The organism is Sorangium sp. So ce185 (assembly GCF_051526825.1).
Lineage (GTDB): Bacteria > Myxococcota_A > Polyangia > Polyangiales > Polyangiaceae > Sorangium > Sorangium cellulosum_D.
On record NZ_CP150316.1, the window covers coordinates 11,521,651 to 11,539,491 of the forward strand.

The window sequence follows — 17,841 nt, forward strand, 5'->3', positions numbered from 1 at the left end:
ATCTGGGCAGGACTGGTTGATCTCACGGACGCGCCCCGACGCGCGCCTCCCCCGCCGGGGGAGCTGGAGGCACCATGACCCTGCGATCTCTCGTGCCGGCGCTCGCCGCCCTGGCGACCTGTCTCGTTGTGACGCTCCTCCTCGCGCGCCCGGCGCTCGCCAAGGGCTCTCACGTCGATGAGCAGCTCGAGGCGACGCTCGCCCGACACGGCTTCACCGGAGAGATCGAGTCCACGCTGGAGTCGCGCCTCGGGCGGAGCCTCGACCGGAAGCTGGCGAAGCTCGGGCGTGAGCTGTTCTTCGACAGCATCCTCGGCTTGAATGACGACAACTCGTGCTCAGGGTGCCACTCGCCCACCGCGGGCTTCGCCGACACACAGTCGATCGCCATCGGGATCGAGAACAACGGCGTCGTCGGGCCGCGCCGCGCGGGGCCGCGCAACCAGCGCCGCTCGCCCACCGTCATCAACACGGCCTTTTACCCCACCCTGATGTGGAACTCGCGCTTCTTCGCCGTGTCCGGCGACCCCTTCGACAACAGCGAGGGCTTCTCGTTCACCTCGCCGGAGGGGATGTCGCTGTCGTCCCTGCCCCACCTGCTCACCGCGCAGGCGTTCATCCCGCCGACCGAGATCCCCGAGATGACCGGGTACGAGGCGCCGGCGTCGCACGACGTCGTGCGCGAGGAGGTCGCCGCGCGCGTGAACGACGTCGAGGCGTACCGCCGCCGGTTCGGCAAGCGGTTCGACGCGGTGAAGCGCGGGAAGCCCATCACCTACGAGATGATCGCCGCCGCCATCGCCGAGTTCGAGATGTCGCTCACGTTCGCCGACGCGCCCATCGACCGGTTCGCCCGCGGCCGGCGGAGCGCGATGACGCTGGAGCAGAAGCGCGGCGCGCTGCTCTTCTTCGGCGAGGCGGGGTGCGTCCGCTGCCACGCGGTGTCGGGGCCGTCGAACGAGATGTTCAGCGACTTCCAGCAGCACGCCATCGGCGTCCCGCAGATCGCGCCGACCGACGACCCGGCGCTCTCGAACGTCGTCTTCGACGGCCCGAACGGCGATGAGGACTTCGGGCTGGAGCAGGTCACGGGCGACCCGGCCGACCGGTACAAGTTCAGGACCCCGCCGCTGCGCAACGTCGCCCTCCAGCCCACGTTCTTCCACAACGGCTCGTTCACGTCGCTGGAGGGCGCCATCCGCCACCACCTCGACGTCTACACGTCGGCCACGGAGTACACGAACGCTCACCTCGATCGGGACCTGCGGGGCGAGATGGGCCCGCTCGCGCCGGTGCTCGCCGCCGTCGACCCCCTGCTGGAGGAGCCGATCGAGCTCTCGGAGCAGGAGATCCGCTGGCTCTCTGCCTTCGTCGGCGAGGCGCTGCTCGACCCGCGCGCGACGCCGAAGCAGCTCAGGAAGCTCATCCCGGACGAGGTCCCGAGCGGGCGCCCGGTCCACCGCTTCCAGTAGCCGCGGCTGGGCGGCGGCGCTCCGCCGGGCGCGGTGCTCTCGCGCAGCGCCGCCCCCCCACGATGCTCGCTCCACCGTCGCGATCTCTGCTCTGCCCTCTTGGCTTCGAAGGCTGTATCTGCCAACCTCCCTGGCCACCGGACATGTTCTCTGCATGCGATGCATGAGCCCGTTAGCCGCCAGATTTAGCCGCCAGATGATGACGCGCTGAGCGGACCACGCTACATGGACCACCGCCCGCGCGGGGAGGAGATCTTGAAGGTCAACGAGTTCGATCTTAGCAAAGTCCTGGAATTTCATCCTGCCATGGGCAAAATCCTCCTGGGCAGCGACCGGATGTTGATCTTCCGGCAGGACGCCTTTGCACACCTCCGCAAGCTGCTCTACTCGCAGCTCGGCGAGGCGATGGCGCGCGCGCTGCTCACGCAGTTCGGCTATCGGTGCGGCGCAGGAGATCATGAGTCGATGTCGACCCGGTATTCCTGGGATACGGAGCTCGACCAGCTCGCGGCCGGGCCCGTGATGCACACATGGGAAGGCATCGTCCATGTCGAGCCGACGAAGATCGATTTTGACAGGAAGGCCGGCCGGTTTCACATGACGGTGCTCTGGCGTCACTCGTACGAGGCGGAGGTGCACGTCAGGGAGTTCGGGCTGTCAACGGGCCCGGTGTGCCACTCGCTCGCCGGCTACGCGAGCGGCTGGTCCTCTGCCTTTTTTGGCGCGCCGCTGATCGCGATCGAGCACGCATGCGCAGGGATGGGGGCGCCTGAGTGTCGTGTCGAGATTCGATCGCCTGAGGCCTGGGGCCCCGAGGCGACCCCGTGGAAAGAGTCGCTCGCAGCGACGAGCTACTCCATCGCGCGCGAGCTCGAGGAGAAGCTCATGACGATCGAGCGCCAGAAGGCGGCCATCTCCGCGCTGTCCGCGCCGATCATCAAGGTATGGGAGGGCGTGCTCGCGCTGCCGCTCGTCGGTGTGATGGATTCGACGCGGGCGGCCCGGGTCACGGAGGCTCTCCTCGAGGCCGTGGTCCAGAGCGGATCGCGCTACATCCTCCTCGATCTCACCGGGATCGATGCCGTCGATACCGCGACGGCGAACCACTTCGTGAAGATCATCCGAGCGGTCTCGCTGCTCGGAGCGCGGCTCATCATCACCGGCATCGCGCCCGCGGTGGCGCAAACCGTGGTGGGTCTGGGCGTGAACCTCGACCAGGTGCAGACGCTGGCGACATTGAAGGACGGGCTCAAGACATGCATACAGCAGATGGGCTGACGCGCGGCCGGACGGCCCCGCGCCGCGCCGACGGGCAGCGGCTCTTCGGCCTGCGCCGAGGGGGGGCCCGCCGGCCTTGATAGCGTCTGCTGGCGGGCGGGGCTAGCTGCGCTGGAGGCAGCTGTTCAGCGACTCCAGCTGGATGCTGCACTCCTCCTCGTACTTCGCCGGATCGCAGTTGTCCTCGGCGTGGTTTCGGCACTCGAGGTAGGACTCCCACGCGTCCTCGCAGCCAGCCTCCTCGGCCTGCTCCGTCTCCGCGCCGCAGGCGTCCAGGCAGCTGTCCTCGGTCATGGGAGCGCCCGGGCACTCCACCGCTCGCTCGCAGAGCTCAGGACAGCCCTCCTCGCCGTGGCCGCTGCTGCAGGCGGCGAGGGGGAGGGCGAGCGCAGCGAGGGCGAGCGCGGCGAGCGCCATGCGTGTCATCACCTTCATCGGGCCATCGTACCACGAGCGCGGCGCCGCGCGCGTCGGCGCGGGCCCCGGAGAGAGGAGCCCCGCTGCCGGAGCTGCGCGGGGCGCCAGGGCGCCTCGCCGGAGAGGGGGCGGCTCAGGGCAGGAGCCGGGAGATGAAGCTCCACTTCGTCGAGCGGCCGGACTTCATCGCGAGGACCGTGGTCACGCCGATGACCCCCGCCGTGAGGGCGATGTTGAGCGGCCCCATGACGTTGAGCAGCTGCTGCAGCCCCGCCGCCTTCGCGGGCGTGCGCGGCGACGGCGTGTCGCCGTCCCGGATCGGCACGGCGCGGCCGGGCGCCTGCTCGCTCATCTCACGTCCGCTCACCATGTTGACGAGGCTCGTCGCGAGCGTCGCGCCGAGCAGGAAGTCCTTGAGGCGCACCAGACTGCGGGTCTCCTCGTCGATCGATCGCCCCGAGATCATCGTCCGCCCGATGAACCAGGTGGCCGCGGCGGTGCCCAGCGAGATCGCGTTGACGAGGTTGTATCGTTGCCATGCGTCGGCGAGCACCTTGCCGCGCTCGGCCTCGGAATGGATATCCTTGACCGCCTGGTGCAGCGCCAGCCGGCCGAAGAGAGGGCCGCCGAACCCCGCGGCGAGACCGAGCTCATGCAGTACCCATGCAGACGTCGAGAGTGTTGCCATATCGTTCCACCTCGTCGCGACGCGCCAAGCAAGATTGTGCCCAGCGCCGGACCGCGCTCCGTGATCCAGGCCGACGCAGGCGCGCCGGCCCGGCAGCACGCCCGCCCGCGCGAGAGGACAAGGCGCGCGCACCCGGCGAGCGCGCCGGGTCGGCCGTGCTCGTCGCGGCGAGCGGCCGGCCCGGCGCGCGCCGCCCGCGCTGAGACATTCGCTCACGACCGGGCGGCGGCGGACGTGGGAAGCCTCCTTCACGGATCCCTCTCCGGACGAACGCGCACGAAGCCCTCTCCGGACGAACGCGACCACCGCCCCACGCGGCGCCTTACGGCCGAGTGCGCCAGCCTGGGCCATTTTTGTGACCGCTGGCCCACTCACGAGGCAATTGGCCTCACGTCGCGGAGCCGGCCGCGACGCGAGACCAGCAGGTTGCGAGCCCCGCCCCGTTGCGCGCGGCGTCGGCCCGCATCGTGCTTCCGCGCCCGGCCAGGCACGCGCGCCAAGGTCGCGGCCGCGGACGCGGGAGAGGAGCACCATGGACAAGCTGAACGGCGGACCGAGGACCTTCGAGCCGACCAAGCCATCACGGGTGCCCGGGAGCGCGGCGGACGGCGGACCGCCGCCGCGCGGCGCGGCCCAGGGCGAGGGGCGCGGGCCGGCGACGTTCGTGTCGGCGTCGGCGACCGGGGACGCGCGCGGCGCGCAGCCGGCGGCGCTCGGCGACAGGACGGCGCTCGAGATGCACTCGGCCTTCTTCGACAGGAACCACGACGGCATCATCACCCTCCGCGAGACCTACGAAGGGCTCCGCGCGATCGGGATCGGGCGGGTGCTCTCCGCGTGGTTCGCGCTCGTCATCAACGGGGCGCTCGGGCTCCCGACGTCCCGATCGTTCGTCCCCACGCTCTCGATCACGCTCGAGAACATCCACCGAGCGAAGCACGCGAGCGACACGGGCGTCTACGACAAGGACGGCAGGTTCGATCCGCAGAAGTTCGACGAGCTGTTCGCGCGCTGGGACAAGGACCGCGACGGCGCCCTGAACGCGCGCGAGCTCGTGGCGCGCACGCTGGGAGATCGCGACCTGCTCGACGTGTTCGGGTTCCTCGCGTCGGCGGGCGAGTGGGCGGTGCTCTATGCGCTCGCCGGCAAAGGGGGGAAGCTGACGCGCGAGCAGCTGCGCCGGATGTACGACGGGACGCTCTTCTACGAGCTCGAGCGAGAGAAGCAGGGCGCCAGAACGAGCGCGAGCGCGCCGGCGTGATCCGCGGAATCGGCGGCGCCGGAGCTCCGGCCAGGACACTTGACAACGTGGACGAACACGCCAGAACGTGCGCGCCGTGATGCCGTTCGCAGCCGCCGTCAAAAAGCGCCTCTCGGGCGAGCTCCCGAGTTACCTCGCCATCTTCGCGTTTGCCACGGGCGCCGCCTGGCTCTGCGTCCTCGATATCGTCCTCAAGCAGCCAGTCGCGGTCGATTTCAAATCGTTCTATGCGGCCGCCGTCGCGGCCCGCCGGGGCCTCGACGTGTACGACGTCGAGGTCCTCGAGGCGATCGCGACGGAGCTGCGGCTCCCGCACGATCCGACGTTCCCCTATCTGTATCCGCCGTTCTTCGCACACACCTTCTCGTGGCTCGCGCGCCTGCGCCCGAGCATCGCCCAGCAGACCTGGTCGAGCATCGCCGTGATCAGCTACGGCCTCGCCGCGACGTTCACCGTGTTCGCCGTCCGCCGCGCGTCGCCGGACCCGCTCGGCGCGGCCCGCCGGACCGCGGTCCCCACCGTCATCATCGCGCTCATCGCCTTTCTCGCGTGGGCGCTCAACCTGCGCAACAGCCTGGCCATGGGGCAGGTGAACCCGCTGGTCCTCGCGTTCATCTGCGCCGCGCTCGCGCTCTCGATGGCGCGCAAGGACATCCCCGCGGGGCTCGCCCTCTCCGTCGCCGCGGGGATCAAGGTCACGCCGATCCTGCTCGCGATCCCCTGGGTCATCGAGCGGCGCTTCCGCGCGCTCGCCGGCCTCGCCGCCGGGTTCGCCGCCCTCGTCCTGGTCAGCCTGCCGTTCGGCGCCGGGCCGGCGTGGCTCGAGTTCCTGCGGCGGCTACCGCGCATGTCGCACGGGGCCAAGATCCCGGGCCTCTTCGACCCGGGGACGGTGCCGAATTTCTCGCTCGCCGGCTTCTACGCGCGGCTCTTCGACGGGGGCGCGGCCGCCGTCAAGCTCGCGTCGGCGATCACCGTCCTGCTCCTCCTCGGCGCCGCGCTCGCGCTGGCAGGCCGCTCCCCCTCGCCGCCGCGCTCGCTGCGGCTGCTCCTGCCGCTGCTCGTCACGATGGTCGTGGCGAGCCCGTTCACCTACGTGCACCACGTGCTCTACCTCTTCCCGGCCGCGCTCTACGCGCTCGACCGCGCGGCGGCGCAGGAGCGCCGGCTCGAGATGGGCGCGCTCGTGGTCCTGCTGTCGCTCGCCACCATCGACTTTCCGTACGTCTATGACCGCTTCAAGGGGCGGCTGCCGGAGCTCGCGCTCTCGGTGAACCTGTATGTGCTGCTCGCGATCTACGCGTTCGGCATGTTCCTGCTCTGGCGGGAGCGGCGCGACGCCCCCACCGCGCGCGAGTCGCCCCTGCCGGCGAGCGACCGCGAGATGGCGAGCGGCCTGGCCACCGCCCGCCGCTAATGCCGCGGGTCAGAGATCCCACCAGGGATCTGCGTCGCGAGCGAAGAGAGATTCAACGCAAAGGCGCGAAGGGCGCAAAGACGCAAAACTACATGTCTTTTTGCGCCTTTGCGCCTTTGCGCCTTTGCGTTAAATTCTCTCTCTCCGGATCCCTGGGCGGACTCCTGCTGAGCGGAACCAGGGCGCGCCGAAGGGCCGCCGGCGCTCACGAGAGGCGGTGTTCTCGGCGAGCGCTCACGTCGACAGGTACGTCGCGGCGGCGCTCAGGATGACGTTCCGGCTGGCGCCGCTGAACTCGCGCTCTGCCGACGAAGAGCGCGCGCCGACGAGCGCCGCGGCGGCGGGGCGGAGCACGTCGGTGAGGGCCTGTTGCCGGAGCCGGTGGAGCTCGTCGGCGGGCAGGAAGCCGTGGGAGGACGGGAGCTCGCCGCCGGCGCCGCCGGGCGCCTCGGCGGCCACCTGGTCGAGCGCGCGCGCGAAGGCCGCGGCGACGCGCGCCCGCAGGCCCGCGCCGCCCTCGGCGATGGCCCAGCGGACGAACGCCCAGGCGAGCTCGGCGTGGCGCGCCTCGTCGCGCGCGATCGAGAGGAGCGCCATGCGCACCGCCGGCGGCTGCGCGGCCTGGGCGGCGACCTCCGCCTCGATGGCCGAGAGGGTCTCACCGATGCAGCCCTCCACGACGGCGGCGAGGGTGAGGGCCTCGAGCGAGCCGAGGTCGTCGAGCGCGCCGCCCAGCGGCAGCGGGCCGACGCCCACCGGCTCGCCCGCGTAGGCCGAGGCGATCGCCAGCGCGAGGCGCGCGTGCCGCACCTCGTCGACCGCGGCGCGGTGCGCCGCCTCGAGCAGCTGGGGAGGCGCGCCGATCGCCATCAGCCCGAGCGCGAAGCGGCCGAAGGAGGCCACCGAGGCGTGCTCGTTCTGGCCGCGCTCGGCCCAGCGCCGGGCGAGCTCGCGGCGCTCGGCGGGCGCAAGCTCGCCCACGTCGGTGTCGGCAAGCGCGCGCTCGAAGCGCCGCACGTCGGTCTGGGACCAGGCGCTCGGGGCGCGCGCGAGCGGCGCGACGCGGGGCTCGCCCCGGACGAGGAGGGGTCGCCCCTCGCAGCTGATGACCCCGACGAAATAACAGCAGCTCTCGGGCGCCGACGCGTCGCGGTTTGCGTACGGGCCCTCGAGCGCATCGGTGAGGTCCTCGCGGTAGCACATGCAGGATCCCGAGCCGGGCGCGATTCCTCCGAGGTCCAGCGGAATCTCGGTGGTCGTGGCCGGGGGGCAGACGCCGTCGACCGGCGCGGCGCAGTGCACCTCGTAACAGCACCGGCCGTGATAGCCGTCGTCGTATTCCGGACCGAAGCAGGTCGGATCCGGATACGGCTCGAGCGGCGAAGGGCCGGGCTCGCCGCCGCCCCCGGACGACGACGATGCGCTTTGAGACGAGGTCGACCCCCCGCCGGACTGCGACGATGTGCCTTCAGGCGAGGTCGAGCCCCCGCCGGACTGCGACGACGTGCTTTCAGGCGAGGCCGAGCCCCCGCCAGACTCGACGTGCGGGCCGCAGGCGGATGCCAGCGCGAGGCTCGCGCCCCACTGGGACGCGACGAGAATACGGCGCAGCAATGTTCGCATGTCCGGTGATAGGCAAGGCATGTACCGTGCACAACCAGCGGGTTTTCCGCCTCCGGGGCGCCCCGCCGTGCCAGGGTGTGCCATTATGGCTCTCGCCGCCGCCGGTGAGGTCTCATGCGGTTCGTGCTCGATAGCTCTGTCGCCATCGCCTCGATGAAGCCCGCCGAGCCCGGGCACGCGGACGCGCTCGCGTTTCTCGAGCGCGCCCGCGCGGCCGTGGCCGCGGGCGCGGCGCGCGTGCTCGCGCCGCCCGAGCTGTGGCTGGAGGTGTACGTGGCCGAGCAACGGCTCGCGACGTCGCGCCGGGGCGCGCCCGCGGCCGCGAGCGCGCTGGGAGGCCTCGCCGTCGAGCTTGTCGCGCCCGAGGACGAGGGCGTCATCGCCGAGTTCCTCGCCCTGCTGACGAAGCGCATGCGCGGCCGCAGGCCCTTCGCCAACGCGACCGACCTCGTGTACCTGTGGGCCGCCCACCGCACCGACGCCACCGTCGTGACCCTCGATGAGGGCCTGCTCAAGTACCACGGCGTGGTTTGCGACGTCACACGGCCGCAACACGCGCGGCTCGCCTGACGCGCCAACGCACCGCGCCGAGCGGCAAGCCGCTCGTCGACACCCGCCGTCCCGGCCGCGCGAACGGCGCGAGCGCGCGACAGACAACAGAGAGACGCCGCCGCGCCGGGTGGTTGCAGCACAATGTTTCGCTCTGCGCATACCTCCTTGTCGCATCCATCGCGTGCGGCTATCCCTGAGCGTCGCAGCGGTGCGCGCGGAGCTCGCGAGCCCGAGCTGCGCGCGAGACGCATGCGAAGTACATCGCTTTCTTCACCGGCCCTCTCGGTGAGCTTGGCCCTCTTGACCACGCTGGTCGCGTCGGAGGCCCATGCGCGCCGCGGCGGGACGGCGGTGGAGGGGTGCAACGGCTGCCACACCGGCGGCGCCGCGCCCACGATCACCATCGACCATAGCCCCGAGAGCCCGGCGGCCGGCGAGGCTGTGACTCTGCAGGTCACGATCCAGGCCGCCAACATCAACGCCGGTGGCATCTATCTCCGCACCGGGACAGGCCGCCTCGCGCCCATCGACGGACAGGGCACTCACCTCATCGACGACCGCCAGCTCGTCCACTCCGCGCCCAGGCGGGCGAGCGGCGGGGTCGTCCGCTTCGACGCGCAGTGGATCGCGCCGGGGGCCCCGGGCGGGGTCGTGGTCGAGGTGTGGGCCGTCGCGGCCAACGGCGACAACGGCTCTCGCGGAGACGGCGCGTCGGCCGCCATCGCCGCGTTTGCCTACGGGTGCGAGGGGACGACGTATTACCTCGATCGCGACGGAGACGGATACGGCGACTCCGGCGTGCCCAGGGTCGATTGCACCCAGCCCGCCGACCACGCTCCGCGCGCCGGGGACTGCGACGATTACAGCGTCGACATCCACCCCGATCAGGACGAGGCCTGCAATGGGCGCGACGACGACTGCGACGGTCAGATCGACGAAGATCTCGCGGTGACCACGCAGTACGAGGACTCCGACGGCGACGGGTACGGGTCGCTCTTCGGCGCGACGGTCGAGGCGAAGTGCCCCCCCGACGGCTTCGCGCCGAGCTCGAACGATTGCAACGACAGGTCCCCTGACGTCCACCCGGACGCGGCCGAGACGTGCAATCTGGTGGACGACGACTGCGACGGCCGGGTGGACGAGGGCGTGCGCGAGGTGTGCGGCGTCGGGATGTGCGCCCGCGAGGCGATCGCGTGCACCCCCGGCTCGTGCACGCCCGGCGAGCCGAGCCCCGAGACGTGCAACGCGCTCGACGACGACTGCGACGGCGAGACCGACGAGGATCCCGGCCTCTGCGCGCCCGGCGAGGGCTGCCCGAACGGCACGTGCAGCAGCGGGACCGGCGGCGGCACCCCCGGGAGCACGAGCGCCGGCAGCGGCGGCGCCGGGACCACGGGCGCCTCGGGGGCCACGGGCGGCGGGGCGCCCGACGAGAAGGGCGACAGCGGCGGCGGCTGCGCCGTCGACCCGCGGGGCGGGTCGCCGTGGCGGCTCCTCCCGCTCCTCTCGCCGCTCGCCCTGCTCGCGTTGCGGCGCCGGCGGAGGGCCTTCACCGACGTCAAAGCGTACCGTAGCTCTCGGGGAAGTCGCGCTGAATGACGGCATCCCGGTCGAACAGGGCGTGGAGCATGGCGCAGCGGTAGGGGTCGCTCGCGGCGTCACACGACTGCACCTCCGACCGCAGCTCGTCGACGCTGACCACCGCCCTGTCGGGCGGGCGGAGCGCCACCGACTCGAAGGCTCGGGCGAAGGGGACGTCGGGCGCGCGCGTCTCGTCGGCGTGGCAAAAAGCGCAGGTCGAGTACTGCTCGTTGAAGATGATATGCTCGAACGGCGCTTCCGGCGTGAGCTCGCTCGCCACCGGGAACTCGATTTCCCCCTTCAACGATCGCGCGTCGCCTCGGCGCTCGCCGAACTCGAGCAGGCCCCGCCCCGGCCCCTCGGGCACGACGGTGAACACGAGAGGATCCAGGAACACGAAGATCCGCGGGCTGCGACGATCGAACGACGGCTGGGCGCTGGTAGGGCTGAGGGAGGCGGTCATCTGCAGCGGACCAGCGAGGTGCGCCAGGAAGCACGGAAGGTCGAGCGGCTTCTCCAGCGCATTCACCATTCGCACGACCTCGGCGATGCTGCGCGGGTTCTGCGCGAAAGGAGCGGGCACGCAACCGGCTGCGCTGCTGCCGTCGACCATCGTCGCGCCCCCCGCGGCGGCGGGGGAGCTGTCCGAGCTACAGGCGACCAGCCCTGCGCCGAGGCCGATCACGAGCGAGGCACGGGCGCTCGCCCAAAGGGCTTGGAGCGCTCGAGGCCTCAGCGCTTCGGATGCTCGTCGGTGGTGTCGGGGGCGGCGGCTGAACCCCTGATCGCACGAAGTGCGCGGTGCCCAGCTCCGAGGCTGTGGTTTCGCTCGCATTGGGGGACCAGGCCGAAGCAAAGGGAGAACCCTCACATCGATGTGAGCGCTCACAATGGTTATGTCAACACAAATCGACCGGTTCGCGGGGCGCGTCGAGCCCGAGGGAGGCGCGAACGGCGGCGGCGTCGGCCTCCGACGCGGGTCGCCGTGGCGGCGCCTCCGCTCCTTTCGCCGCCGCCGCTCGCGCTCCTCGCGTTGCGGCGCCTGCCGGGGGCTGTCACGGTGCGGTAGATTTCCCCTCCCGGGCCTGAGGTGACACGCATGCTCTATCGCCGATTCGGTCGCACCGAGATCCAGATGCCCGTCCTCTCGTGTGGAGGGATGCGGTACCAGCACTCCTGGAACGACAAGGACCGCATCTCGCCGGGGAGCCAGCGCAACGTCGAGGCGTGCATCGCAAGGGCGCTCGAGCTCGGCATCAACCACATCGAGACCGCGCGCGGCTACGGCACGAGCGAGGAGCAGCTCGGGCACATTCTGCCGAAGCTGCCGCGCGACCGGATCATCGTCCAGACGAAGGTCGGCCCCGAGGCAGAGCCGAAGAAGTTCCTCGAGACGTTCGAGCGCTCGATGAAGCTCCTCCGCCTCGATCACGTCGACCTGTTCGCGCTCCACGGCGTGAACGACGAGACGCGCCTCTCGTGGTCGCTGCGCAAAGGGGGCTGCCTCGACGCCGCGCTCGAGCTGAAGCGCCAGGGGCGCGTCCGCGCGGTGGGCTTCTCGACGCACGCCTCGCTGCGCGTGATCATGGCGATGGTGCAGGACGGCCGCTTCGATTACATGAACCTGCACTGGTACTACGTGAACCAGGCCGCCTGGCCGGCCATCCAGGCCGCGGCCGAACGCGACATGGGGGTCTTCATCATCAGCCCCACCGACAAGGGGGGCCGGCTGTACGAGCCGAGCGACAAGCTCGTGCGGCTCTGCGAGCCCCTGTCGCCGATCGTGTTCAACGATCTCTTCTGCCTCGCCCGCCCCGAGGTCCACACGATCAGCGTCGGCGCGGCGCGCCCGTCCGACTTCGACGAGCACGTGAAGGTCCTGCCGCTCCTGGAGCGCGAGGGCGCCGCAGAGGACACGCTCGCGCCGATCCTGCGCCGGCTCGACGAGGAGCTCGCGCGGGTGCTCGGCCGCGCGTGGGTCGACACATGGCACGTCGGCCTGCCCGAGTGGGAGGCCGTCCCGGGGCACGTGAACGTCCGCGAGATCCTGCGGCTGTACAACTACGTCAGGGCGTTCGACATGACCGCCTACGGCAAGGCGCGGTACAACCTGCTCGGGAACGGCGACCACTGGTTCCCCGGCAATCGCGCCGAGCGCGTTCGGGAGCTCGACCTCGCGCAGGTCCTCGCCGGCGCAGCGCAGCGGCACCGCATCCCCGAGGTGCTGGCGGAGGCGCACGCGCTGCTCGCGGGACAAGAGGTCAAGCGCCTCGGCAAACACTGAGTCTGCGCCAGCGGGCGGCTGAGCGCGGCCGCCGCCGCGCCGGTCACGAGGCCGTCTTCGGGCGCTTCGGCCAGAAGACGTGGAACGTCGCGCCGGCATACGGCTCCGACTCGAGCGCCACGCGGCCGCCGCGCGTCTCGACGATCTTCTTCACCACCGACAGGCCGATCCCGGTGCCCTCGACCTTGTCGCGCGCCTCCAGCGTCTGGAAGATGCCCCAGATGCGCTCCTGGAACTGCGGCGGGATCCCGGGGCCGTTGTCCTTCACCGTGAAATCGTAGAACTCTCCCGCGTCGGCGCAGGCGATCTCGACGACGGCGTCCGCGCGGCGCGCGTGCTTCAGGGCGTTGCCGATGAGGTGCATGAACACCTGCTGCACCGGCACGCGCTCGGCGAGGATCGTCGGCATGCCGTCGCCGACGGCGATGCGCGCCTCGGCCGACGGCGCGAGGAGCTCGACGCACTCGGCGACGACCGCGCCCACGTCCACGGGCGAGAGCCTGTCGCGGATGCGCCCCGCGCGCGAGTAGCTGAGGATGCCCTCGATGAGCGCCTCAAGGCGGTGCACGCGGCCGCGGAGCATGCGCATCTGCTGGCGCGCCTCGTCGTTCATCTTGTCGGCGAGCCCCTCCTCGATCCACTCCGACAGGCTCGCGATGCCCCGGAGGGGCGCCTTGAGGTCGTGGGACGCGACGTAGGCGAACTGGTCGAGATCCTGGTTCGTGATCGCGAGCGCGTGGGCGAGCTGCTCGGCGCGCCGCCGCGCGCGCACCTGGTCGGTCACCTCGAAGGCGAGCACGGCGATGCCCTCGACCCTGGCCATGGCGTCGTAGATGGGCTGGTAGATGAAGTTGAAGAAGCGCTCCTCGGGCTCGCCGCCGCGCGCGAGCAACACGGCGAACTCGTTGCCGAAGAACGGCTCGCCCGTCTGGTACACGCGATCGAGCACCGGGACGACCGCCGGCGCGGTCTCGGGCAGCGCGTCGCGGAGGCGCTTGCCGAGGATGTCGCGATCGCCGACGAGCTCCAGGTACCGCGGGTTCGCGAGCTCGTAGACGTGCTCGGGCCCGCGCAGGACGCAGATGCCGGCCGGGGCCTGCATGAACAGCGTCTCGAGGCGCGACCTGTGCCGCTCGGCCTCGGCGAGCGCCGCCTGCTCGCGCGCGAGGAGCTCGGCCCGCTCCTCCGCGCGGAGCCGCTCTTCCTGGTAGGCCCGCGCGCCGGAGATCGTCGTGGCGATGTTGCCGGCCGCGAGCTCGAAGAAGTCGCTGTACGCGGCGTCGAGCGCGCGGCGCGGGCTGACGCCGACCACGAGGAAGCCCTGGAGCGCGGCGTGCCCGGACCGCGAGAGCGGCAGCACGACCGCCTCGCGGCACGGCTCGGGCCAGGCGCCGCCGGGCAGCGCGCCGAACCGCTCGGCGGGGGTGTCCACGCGCAGGCACGCGCGGCTCCGCGCGACGTCCGCGAGCGGCCAGATCCCGCCCCCGTCGGCGAGCGGGATGCGCTCGGGGCTCGCCGGGCCGCCGGGGGCGAGCCCCTCGGCGGCCGCGAGGCGGGCCGCCGCCCCGCCCGGCTCGATCATGTACGCGAGCGCGAACGGCACGTCGGCGGAGCTCTCGACGAGCGTGCTCAACGAGCGGGCGATGGTCTCCTCGGACGAGACCATCGCCGCCGCGGCGGACTGGGCGCCGAGGGCGCGCAGCGCCCGGAGGCGGCGCTCGCTGAGCACGCGCCCCGTCGTCTCGGCGCACGCGCAGAAGATGCCTCCGACCGTGCCGTCCTCGACGAGGACAGGAGCATACGAGAACGTGAAGTACGTCTCTTCCTGGTAGCCGTTGCGCGAGAGGATCAGCTGGAAATCCTCGGACCATGTCGCCTGCCCGGTGGCGCGCACCCCGTCGAGCATCGGGCCGATGACGTCCCATATCTCGCTCCAGCACTCGCGCCCCGGGCGACCCAGGAACTGCGGGTGCTTCGTCGCGCCGAGGATGGGGCGGTATGCATCGTTGTAAAAGCGAGCGTACTCGGGCCCCCACCAGATCTCGATGGGGTGCCGCGACGCGAGGCAGATGCTGACCGCGGTGCGCAGGCTCTGCGGCCACCGGTCGACGGCGCCGACCGGGGTGCGCGACCAGTCGAGATCGCGCATGAGCTGCGCCATCTCGCCGTCGCCCGCGAGGAACGGCGCCTCGCCGGGCGGGGCGGCGGGCCCGGGCTTCTGGCTCTCCTGCATGGCTCTCCGTATACCTGGACACGCCGTCGTGTCACAGTTCCTCACCTACCGCGACGAGCGCGGGAGCGTCTGGACAGCCCGCCCGCCCGCGCTCACGCCGCCGAGCCGCTGCTGGGCGGGCGCCTCCGCGGCAGGGCGCGCCGGGGCGCGCGCGGTGTCCCGGGGGCGGCGGCGCGCTCATCCGGTCCGGGCGAGCCGCTTGTCGGCGGGCGCCTCGGCCTCGCCCGGCGTGGCGGTCTCGACGGGCCTGAGGTCGCTCGTCGCCGGACCGTGGATGACGCGGCCGGTGCACTCGAAGCGCGACCCGTGGCAGGGGCAGTCCCACGTCCGCTCGGCCGGGTTCCAGGCGACGATGCACCCGAGGTGGGTGCACACGGCCGACCGCTCGTGGACATGGCCTTGCGGATCGCGGTAGACGGCGAGCTTCGTGAGCCCCCTTCTCATGATGGCGCCCATCCCGGGGGGCAGCTTCTCCACGTCGTCGAGGTCTCCCCCCGTCAGCCAGTCGGCGTACTGCGCCGCGGTGTTCAGGTTCTCCTTGAGGTACTCCGACGCGGATTGCAGGGTGAGGTTGAGGCGGCCCGGGTCGTAGAGCTCGGCCCACGCGTTCTCGCGGCCGTGGACGAGATCGTTCAACAGGAGGCCTGCGATGGTCCCGTGGGTCATGCCGTTACCGCAATCGCCGGTCACGAGCAGGATGCGGGACTCCTTCTTGAGGCGGCCGATGAACGCGAGCCCGTCGGCGGTCTCCATGACCTCCCCGGACCAGCGATGGACGACCTGGCCCGCCTGGGGGAAGCGCTCCCTCGCCCACGCCTCGAGCCGGGCGTGGCGCTGATCCGCGTCGTCGGCCTGACCGGTCTTGTGGTCCTCGCCGCCGACGATGAGGAGCTCGTCCGGGCCGTCCGCGCCATCGAGGTTGCTGAGCCTGACGTAGTGAAACGGATCCTCGGTGTCCCAGTAGAGGCCAGGGGGGATGGAGCCCCGCGGCACGCGCAGGGCGATGACGTACGTCCTGTAGCCGGCCTGCTTCATGTGCACCGAGATCCACGGCAGGAACGGGGAGTTCGTGGCGAGCACGACCTCGTTGGCGACGATGTTGACGCCGCGGTCCGTCTTGACGACCACGTGGTCGGGCTCGGCTTGCTCGTCGACGTCGACCACGTGCGCCCTCGTGTAGATCCTGCCCCCGTGGCGCTCGACCGCGCGGGCGAGGCCCGCGAGGTAGCGGAGGATGTGGAACTGGGCTTGATCGGGGAACTTCGCGGCGATGCCGGTGTTGAAGCTCTCGAGGGGCGCCCGGTCGACCCCGTGCACGCGCTCGAGGCCGGCCTGGTGAGCCGCCTTGATCTCGTCCTCGATGGTGCTCGACGGCTGCCCCGGCGCCGCGAACAGGTACCCTGGCACCCGGCGGAAGTCGCAGTCGATGCCCTCGTCCTGCACGATCCGCTCGATCGTGTCGATCGCGGTGGTGTGGCTCTCGGCGGCCAGCCGGAGGCGCTCCGGCGCGTGGAGCTTCGCGAGCTCGGTCCAGCGGCGGTCGAGCGCGTTGACGATGTGGGCTGTCGTGAAGCCGCTCTCGCCCCCGCCGATCACGCCGTCATCCAGGACGATGACGCCGCGGCCCTCCTTGGCCAGCATGTACGCGGTCGTGAGCCCGGCGATCCCCGCGCCCACCACGCACACCGTCGTTCTGTGCCCGGCGGCGAGAGGGGCGATGGGCGGGAGCACTGCGTGGGTCCAGGCCGTGTCTTTGTCGTATGCGCGATCGGTCATGGAGCGCCTCCGGTCGGGGCGAGCCGACCGTGCCGGGCGGCTCCCTCTCCCCCGCGCCTTGCAAGCGGTTTGCCATCGATTTGAGCCGAGAGCGGCGCGTCCTGCGCGCGATCGGGTCCGGCTGCGTGGCAATTTGCGACAGCGCGCGTGGCGAATGGCGCGGCGCGCGCGGAGTCGATGGCTCGAGCGCGCGGCCAGCGCGGGCGCTCGCCGGCCTCGTCCGTTTGCGTGCTTGCGGCCCGAGGCGGCGTGCGCCGGGCGGCCGGCCTTCGCTGGCCTGCGACGCAAACATGCTAGAGAAGCCCGGGTCGGCGAGAGGCCACGCCCGAGAGGACCAAGCGGAGCAGCGAGCAGAAGGGCGCGCGCGGATCGCGGGAAGTGCAGAGTGACGCTCCGCTGGCAACAGCGGCGGGGCGCGGGGGCACGGTCCCCCGTCGAGACAGGAGGCCGCCATGAGATTGCAAGGCAAGATCGCGCTCGTCACAGGCAGCAGCCGGGGCATCGGCCGCAGCATCGCCGTTCGCTTCGCCCGCGAGGGCGCCGACGTGGCGCTCACGTACCACAAGAGCAAGGAGGGCGCCGAGGAAGCCCTGGCCGAGGTCGAGGCCGCCGGACGGCGAGGTCATCTGTTCTCCGTCGACGTCGCCTCCGTCCAGAGCGTGCAGGAGCTGATCCGCGATGTCGTCGCGCGCTTCGGCCGGCTGGACGTGCTTGTCAACAACGCGGGCATGGAGAAGCGGGCGCCGTTCTGGGAGGTGACCGAGGAGGACTACGATCAGGTGGTGAACACCAACCTCAAGGCGGTGTTCTTCGGGAGCCAGGCGATGGTCCGCCACCTGCGCGAGGCGGGGCGCCCCGGCAAGATCATCAACATCAGCTCGGTGCACGAGGATCTACCGTTCCCCAATTTCGCGGCCTACTGCGCCAGCAAGGGCGGCGTCCGCATGCTGACGCGCACGCTCGCGGTCGAGCTGCGCGGCACCGGGATCACCGTGAACGCCATCGCGCCGGGCGCGATCGAGACGGAGATCAACGCCGACCTGCTCAAGGATCGCGACAAGCTGGGCGCGCTGCTCGGGCAGATCCCGCTCGGCCGCCTGGGGAAGCCGGAGGACGTCGCCGGGCTCGCCGTGTTCCTCGCCTCGGCGGACGCCGATTACGTGACCGGCTCGACGTACTTCGTCGATGGCGGGCTGACCTGGAACTACGAGGAGCAGTAGGCGACGCACACGGCCTGAGTCGATCCCTCTCCGGGAGCC

Annotated in this window: 14 protein-coding genes; 8 read left to right on the forward strand and 6 right to left on the reverse strand. The window is 71.5% G+C overall.

What is annotated here, in order from left to right:
• The first annotated feature begins 74 nt into the window (after window positions 1–74).
• Together WMF26_RS42480 and WMF26_RS42485 are read left to right on the forward strand one after the other, a co-directional pair.
• On the forward strand, window positions 75–1,472 hold the full coding sequence (locus tag WMF26_RS42480; RefSeq protein ID WP_437997366.1) for a cytochrome-c peroxidase: 1,398 nt from the start codon (window positions 75–77) through the stop codon (window positions 1,470–1,472).
• A gap of 225 nt (window positions 1,473–1,697) precedes the next feature.
• On the forward strand, window positions 1,698–2,750 hold the full coding sequence (locus WMF26_RS42485; protein WP_437997367.1) for a XylR N-terminal domain-containing protein: 1,053 nt from the start codon (window positions 1,698–1,700) through the stop codon (window positions 2,748–2,750).
• A gap of 102 nt (window positions 2,751–2,852) precedes the next feature.
• Here the strand turns inward: WMF26_RS42485 and WMF26_RS42490 are convergent, their stop codons facing one another.
• Both WMF26_RS42490 and WMF26_RS42495 read right to left on the reverse strand, forming a co-directional pair.
• Window positions 2,853–3,185, reverse strand: coding sequence for a hypothetical protein (locus tag WMF26_RS42490; RefSeq protein WP_437997368.1), 333 nt, complete (start codon window positions 3,183–3,185; stop codon window positions 2,853–2,855).
• A 115-nt stretch (window positions 3,186–3,300) separates the two neighbouring features.
• Window positions 3,301–3,855, reverse strand: coding sequence for a hypothetical protein (locus WMF26_RS42495; RefSeq protein WP_061623088.1), 555 nt, complete (start codon window positions 3,853–3,855; stop codon window positions 3,301–3,303).
• A gap of 532 nt (window positions 3,856–4,387) precedes the next feature.
• Between WMF26_RS42495 and WMF26_RS42500 the strand changes: the two genes are divergently transcribed.
• Window positions 4,388–5,116: a caleosin family protein gene (locus WMF26_RS42500; protein ID WP_437997369.1), complete on the forward strand. Its 729-nt coding sequence runs from the start codon at window positions 4,388–4,390 to the stop codon at window positions 5,114–5,116.
• Window positions 5,117–5,195: 79 nt separating this feature from the next.
• Entirely contained in the window at window positions 5,196–6,533 is a 1,338-nt protein-coding gene (locus tag WMF26_RS42505; RefSeq protein ID WP_438002484.1) for a glycosyltransferase family 87 protein, read from the forward strand.
• A gap of 234 nt (window positions 6,534–6,767) precedes the next feature.
• Here WMF26_RS42505 and WMF26_RS42510 read toward each other — a convergent pair whose 3' ends face one another.
• Window positions 6,768–8,156, reverse strand: a complete 1,389-nt coding sequence (locus WMF26_RS42510; RefSeq protein ID WP_437997370.1) for a hypothetical protein — start codon at window positions 8,154–8,156, stop codon at window positions 6,768–6,770.
• 114 nt (window positions 8,157–8,270) lie between these two features.
• Between WMF26_RS42510 and WMF26_RS42515 the strand changes: the two genes are divergently transcribed.
• A complete protein-coding gene (locus WMF26_RS42515) occupies window positions 8,271–8,726 on the forward strand; it encodes a PIN domain-containing protein (protein WP_437951786.1) in 456 nt (151 codons plus the stop codon).
• Window positions 8,727–9,008: 282 nt separating this feature from the next.
• Window positions 9,009–10,307, forward strand: coding sequence for a putative metal-binding motif-containing protein (locus tag WMF26_RS42520; protein ID WP_437997371.1), 1,299 nt, complete (start codon window positions 9,009–9,011; stop codon window positions 10,305–10,307).
• On the opposite strand, the gene WMF26_RS42525 is transcribed toward WMF26_RS42520, so the two are convergent.
• Window positions 10,267–10,872, reverse strand: a complete 606-nt coding sequence (locus WMF26_RS42525) for a hypothetical protein (RefSeq protein ID WP_437997372.1) — start codon at window positions 10,870–10,872, stop codon at window positions 10,267–10,269. The two genes, WMF26_RS42520 and WMF26_RS42525, sit on opposite strands and share 41 nt — an antisense overlap.
• 516 nt (window positions 10,873–11,388) lie before the next feature.
• Here WMF26_RS42525 and WMF26_RS42530 point away from each other — a divergent pair.
• Complete coding sequence (locus WMF26_RS42530; protein WP_437997373.1) at window positions 11,389–12,573, forward strand: aldo/keto reductase; 1,185 nt, start codon at window positions 11,389–11,391, stop codon at window positions 12,571–12,573.
• Between the two features lie 43 nt (window positions 12,574–12,616).
• On the opposite strand, the gene WMF26_RS42535 is transcribed toward WMF26_RS42530, so the two are convergent.
• On the reverse strand, window positions 12,617–14,806 hold the full coding sequence (locus tag WMF26_RS42535) for a sensor histidine kinase (protein ID WP_437997374.1): 2,190 nt from the start codon (window positions 14,804–14,806) through the stop codon (window positions 12,617–12,619).
• A 177-nt stretch (window positions 14,807–14,983) separates the two neighbouring features.
• Window positions 14,984–16,582: an FAD-dependent oxidoreductase gene (locus WMF26_RS42540; protein ID WP_437997375.1), complete on the reverse strand. Its 1,599-nt coding sequence runs from the start codon at window positions 16,580–16,582 to the stop codon at window positions 14,984–14,986.
• Window positions 16,583–17,034: 452 nt separating this feature from the next.
• On the opposite strand from WMF26_RS42540, the gene WMF26_RS42545 reads away from it, so the two are divergent.
• On the forward strand, window positions 17,035–17,802 hold the full coding sequence (locus tag WMF26_RS42545; protein ID WP_437333808.1) for an SDR family NAD(P)-dependent oxidoreductase: 768 nt from the start codon (window positions 17,035–17,037) through the stop codon (window positions 17,800–17,802).
• Window positions 17,803–17,841 lie beyond the last annotated feature (39 nt).

Bases quoted from the DNA above. Each gene is read 5' to 3' on its own strand.
- WMF26_RS42480 (WP_437997366.1), top strand. From the start codon at position 75: ATGACCCTGCGATCTCTCGTGCCGGCGCTCGCCGCCCTGGCGACCTGT.
- WMF26_RS42485 (WP_437997367.1), top strand. From the start codon at position 1,698: ATGGACCACCGCCCGCGCGGGGAGGAGATCTTGAAGGTCAACGAGTTC.
- WMF26_RS42490 (WP_437997368.1), bottom strand. From the start codon at position 3,185: ATGAAGGTGATGACACGCATGGCGCTCGCCGCGCTCGCCCTCGCTGCG.
- WMF26_RS42495 (WP_061623088.1), bottom strand. From the start codon at position 3,855: ATGGCAACACTCTCGACGTCTGCATGGGTACTGCATGAGCTCGGTCTC.
- WMF26_RS42500 (WP_437997369.1), top strand. From the start codon at position 4,388: ATGGACAAGCTGAACGGCGGACCGAGGACCTTCGAGCCGACCAAGCCA.
- WMF26_RS42505 (WP_438002484.1), top strand. From the start codon at position 5,196: ATGCCGTTCGCAGCCGCCGTCAAAAAGCGCCTCTCGGGCGAGCTCCCG.
- WMF26_RS42510 (WP_437997370.1), bottom strand. From the start codon at position 8,156: ATGCGAACATTGCTGCGCCGTATTCTCGTCGCGTCCCAGTGGGGCGCG.
- WMF26_RS42515 (WP_437951786.1), top strand. From the start codon at position 8,271: ATGCGGTTCGTGCTCGATAGCTCTGTCGCCATCGCCTCGATGAAGCCC.
- WMF26_RS42530 (WP_437997373.1), top strand. From the start codon at position 11,389: ATGCTCTATCGCCGATTCGGTCGCACCGAGATCCAGATGCCCGTCCTC.
- WMF26_RS42535 (WP_437997374.1), bottom strand. From the start codon at position 14,806: ATGCAGGAGAGCCAGAAGCCCGGGCCCGCCGCCCCGCCCGGCGAGGCG.
- WMF26_RS42540 (WP_437997375.1), bottom strand. From the start codon at position 16,582: ATGACCGATCGCGCATACGACAAAGACACGGCCTGGACCCACGCAGTG.
- WMF26_RS42545 (WP_437333808.1), top strand. From the start codon at position 17,035: ATGAGATTGCAAGGCAAGATCGCGCTCGTCACAGGCAGCAGCCGGGGC.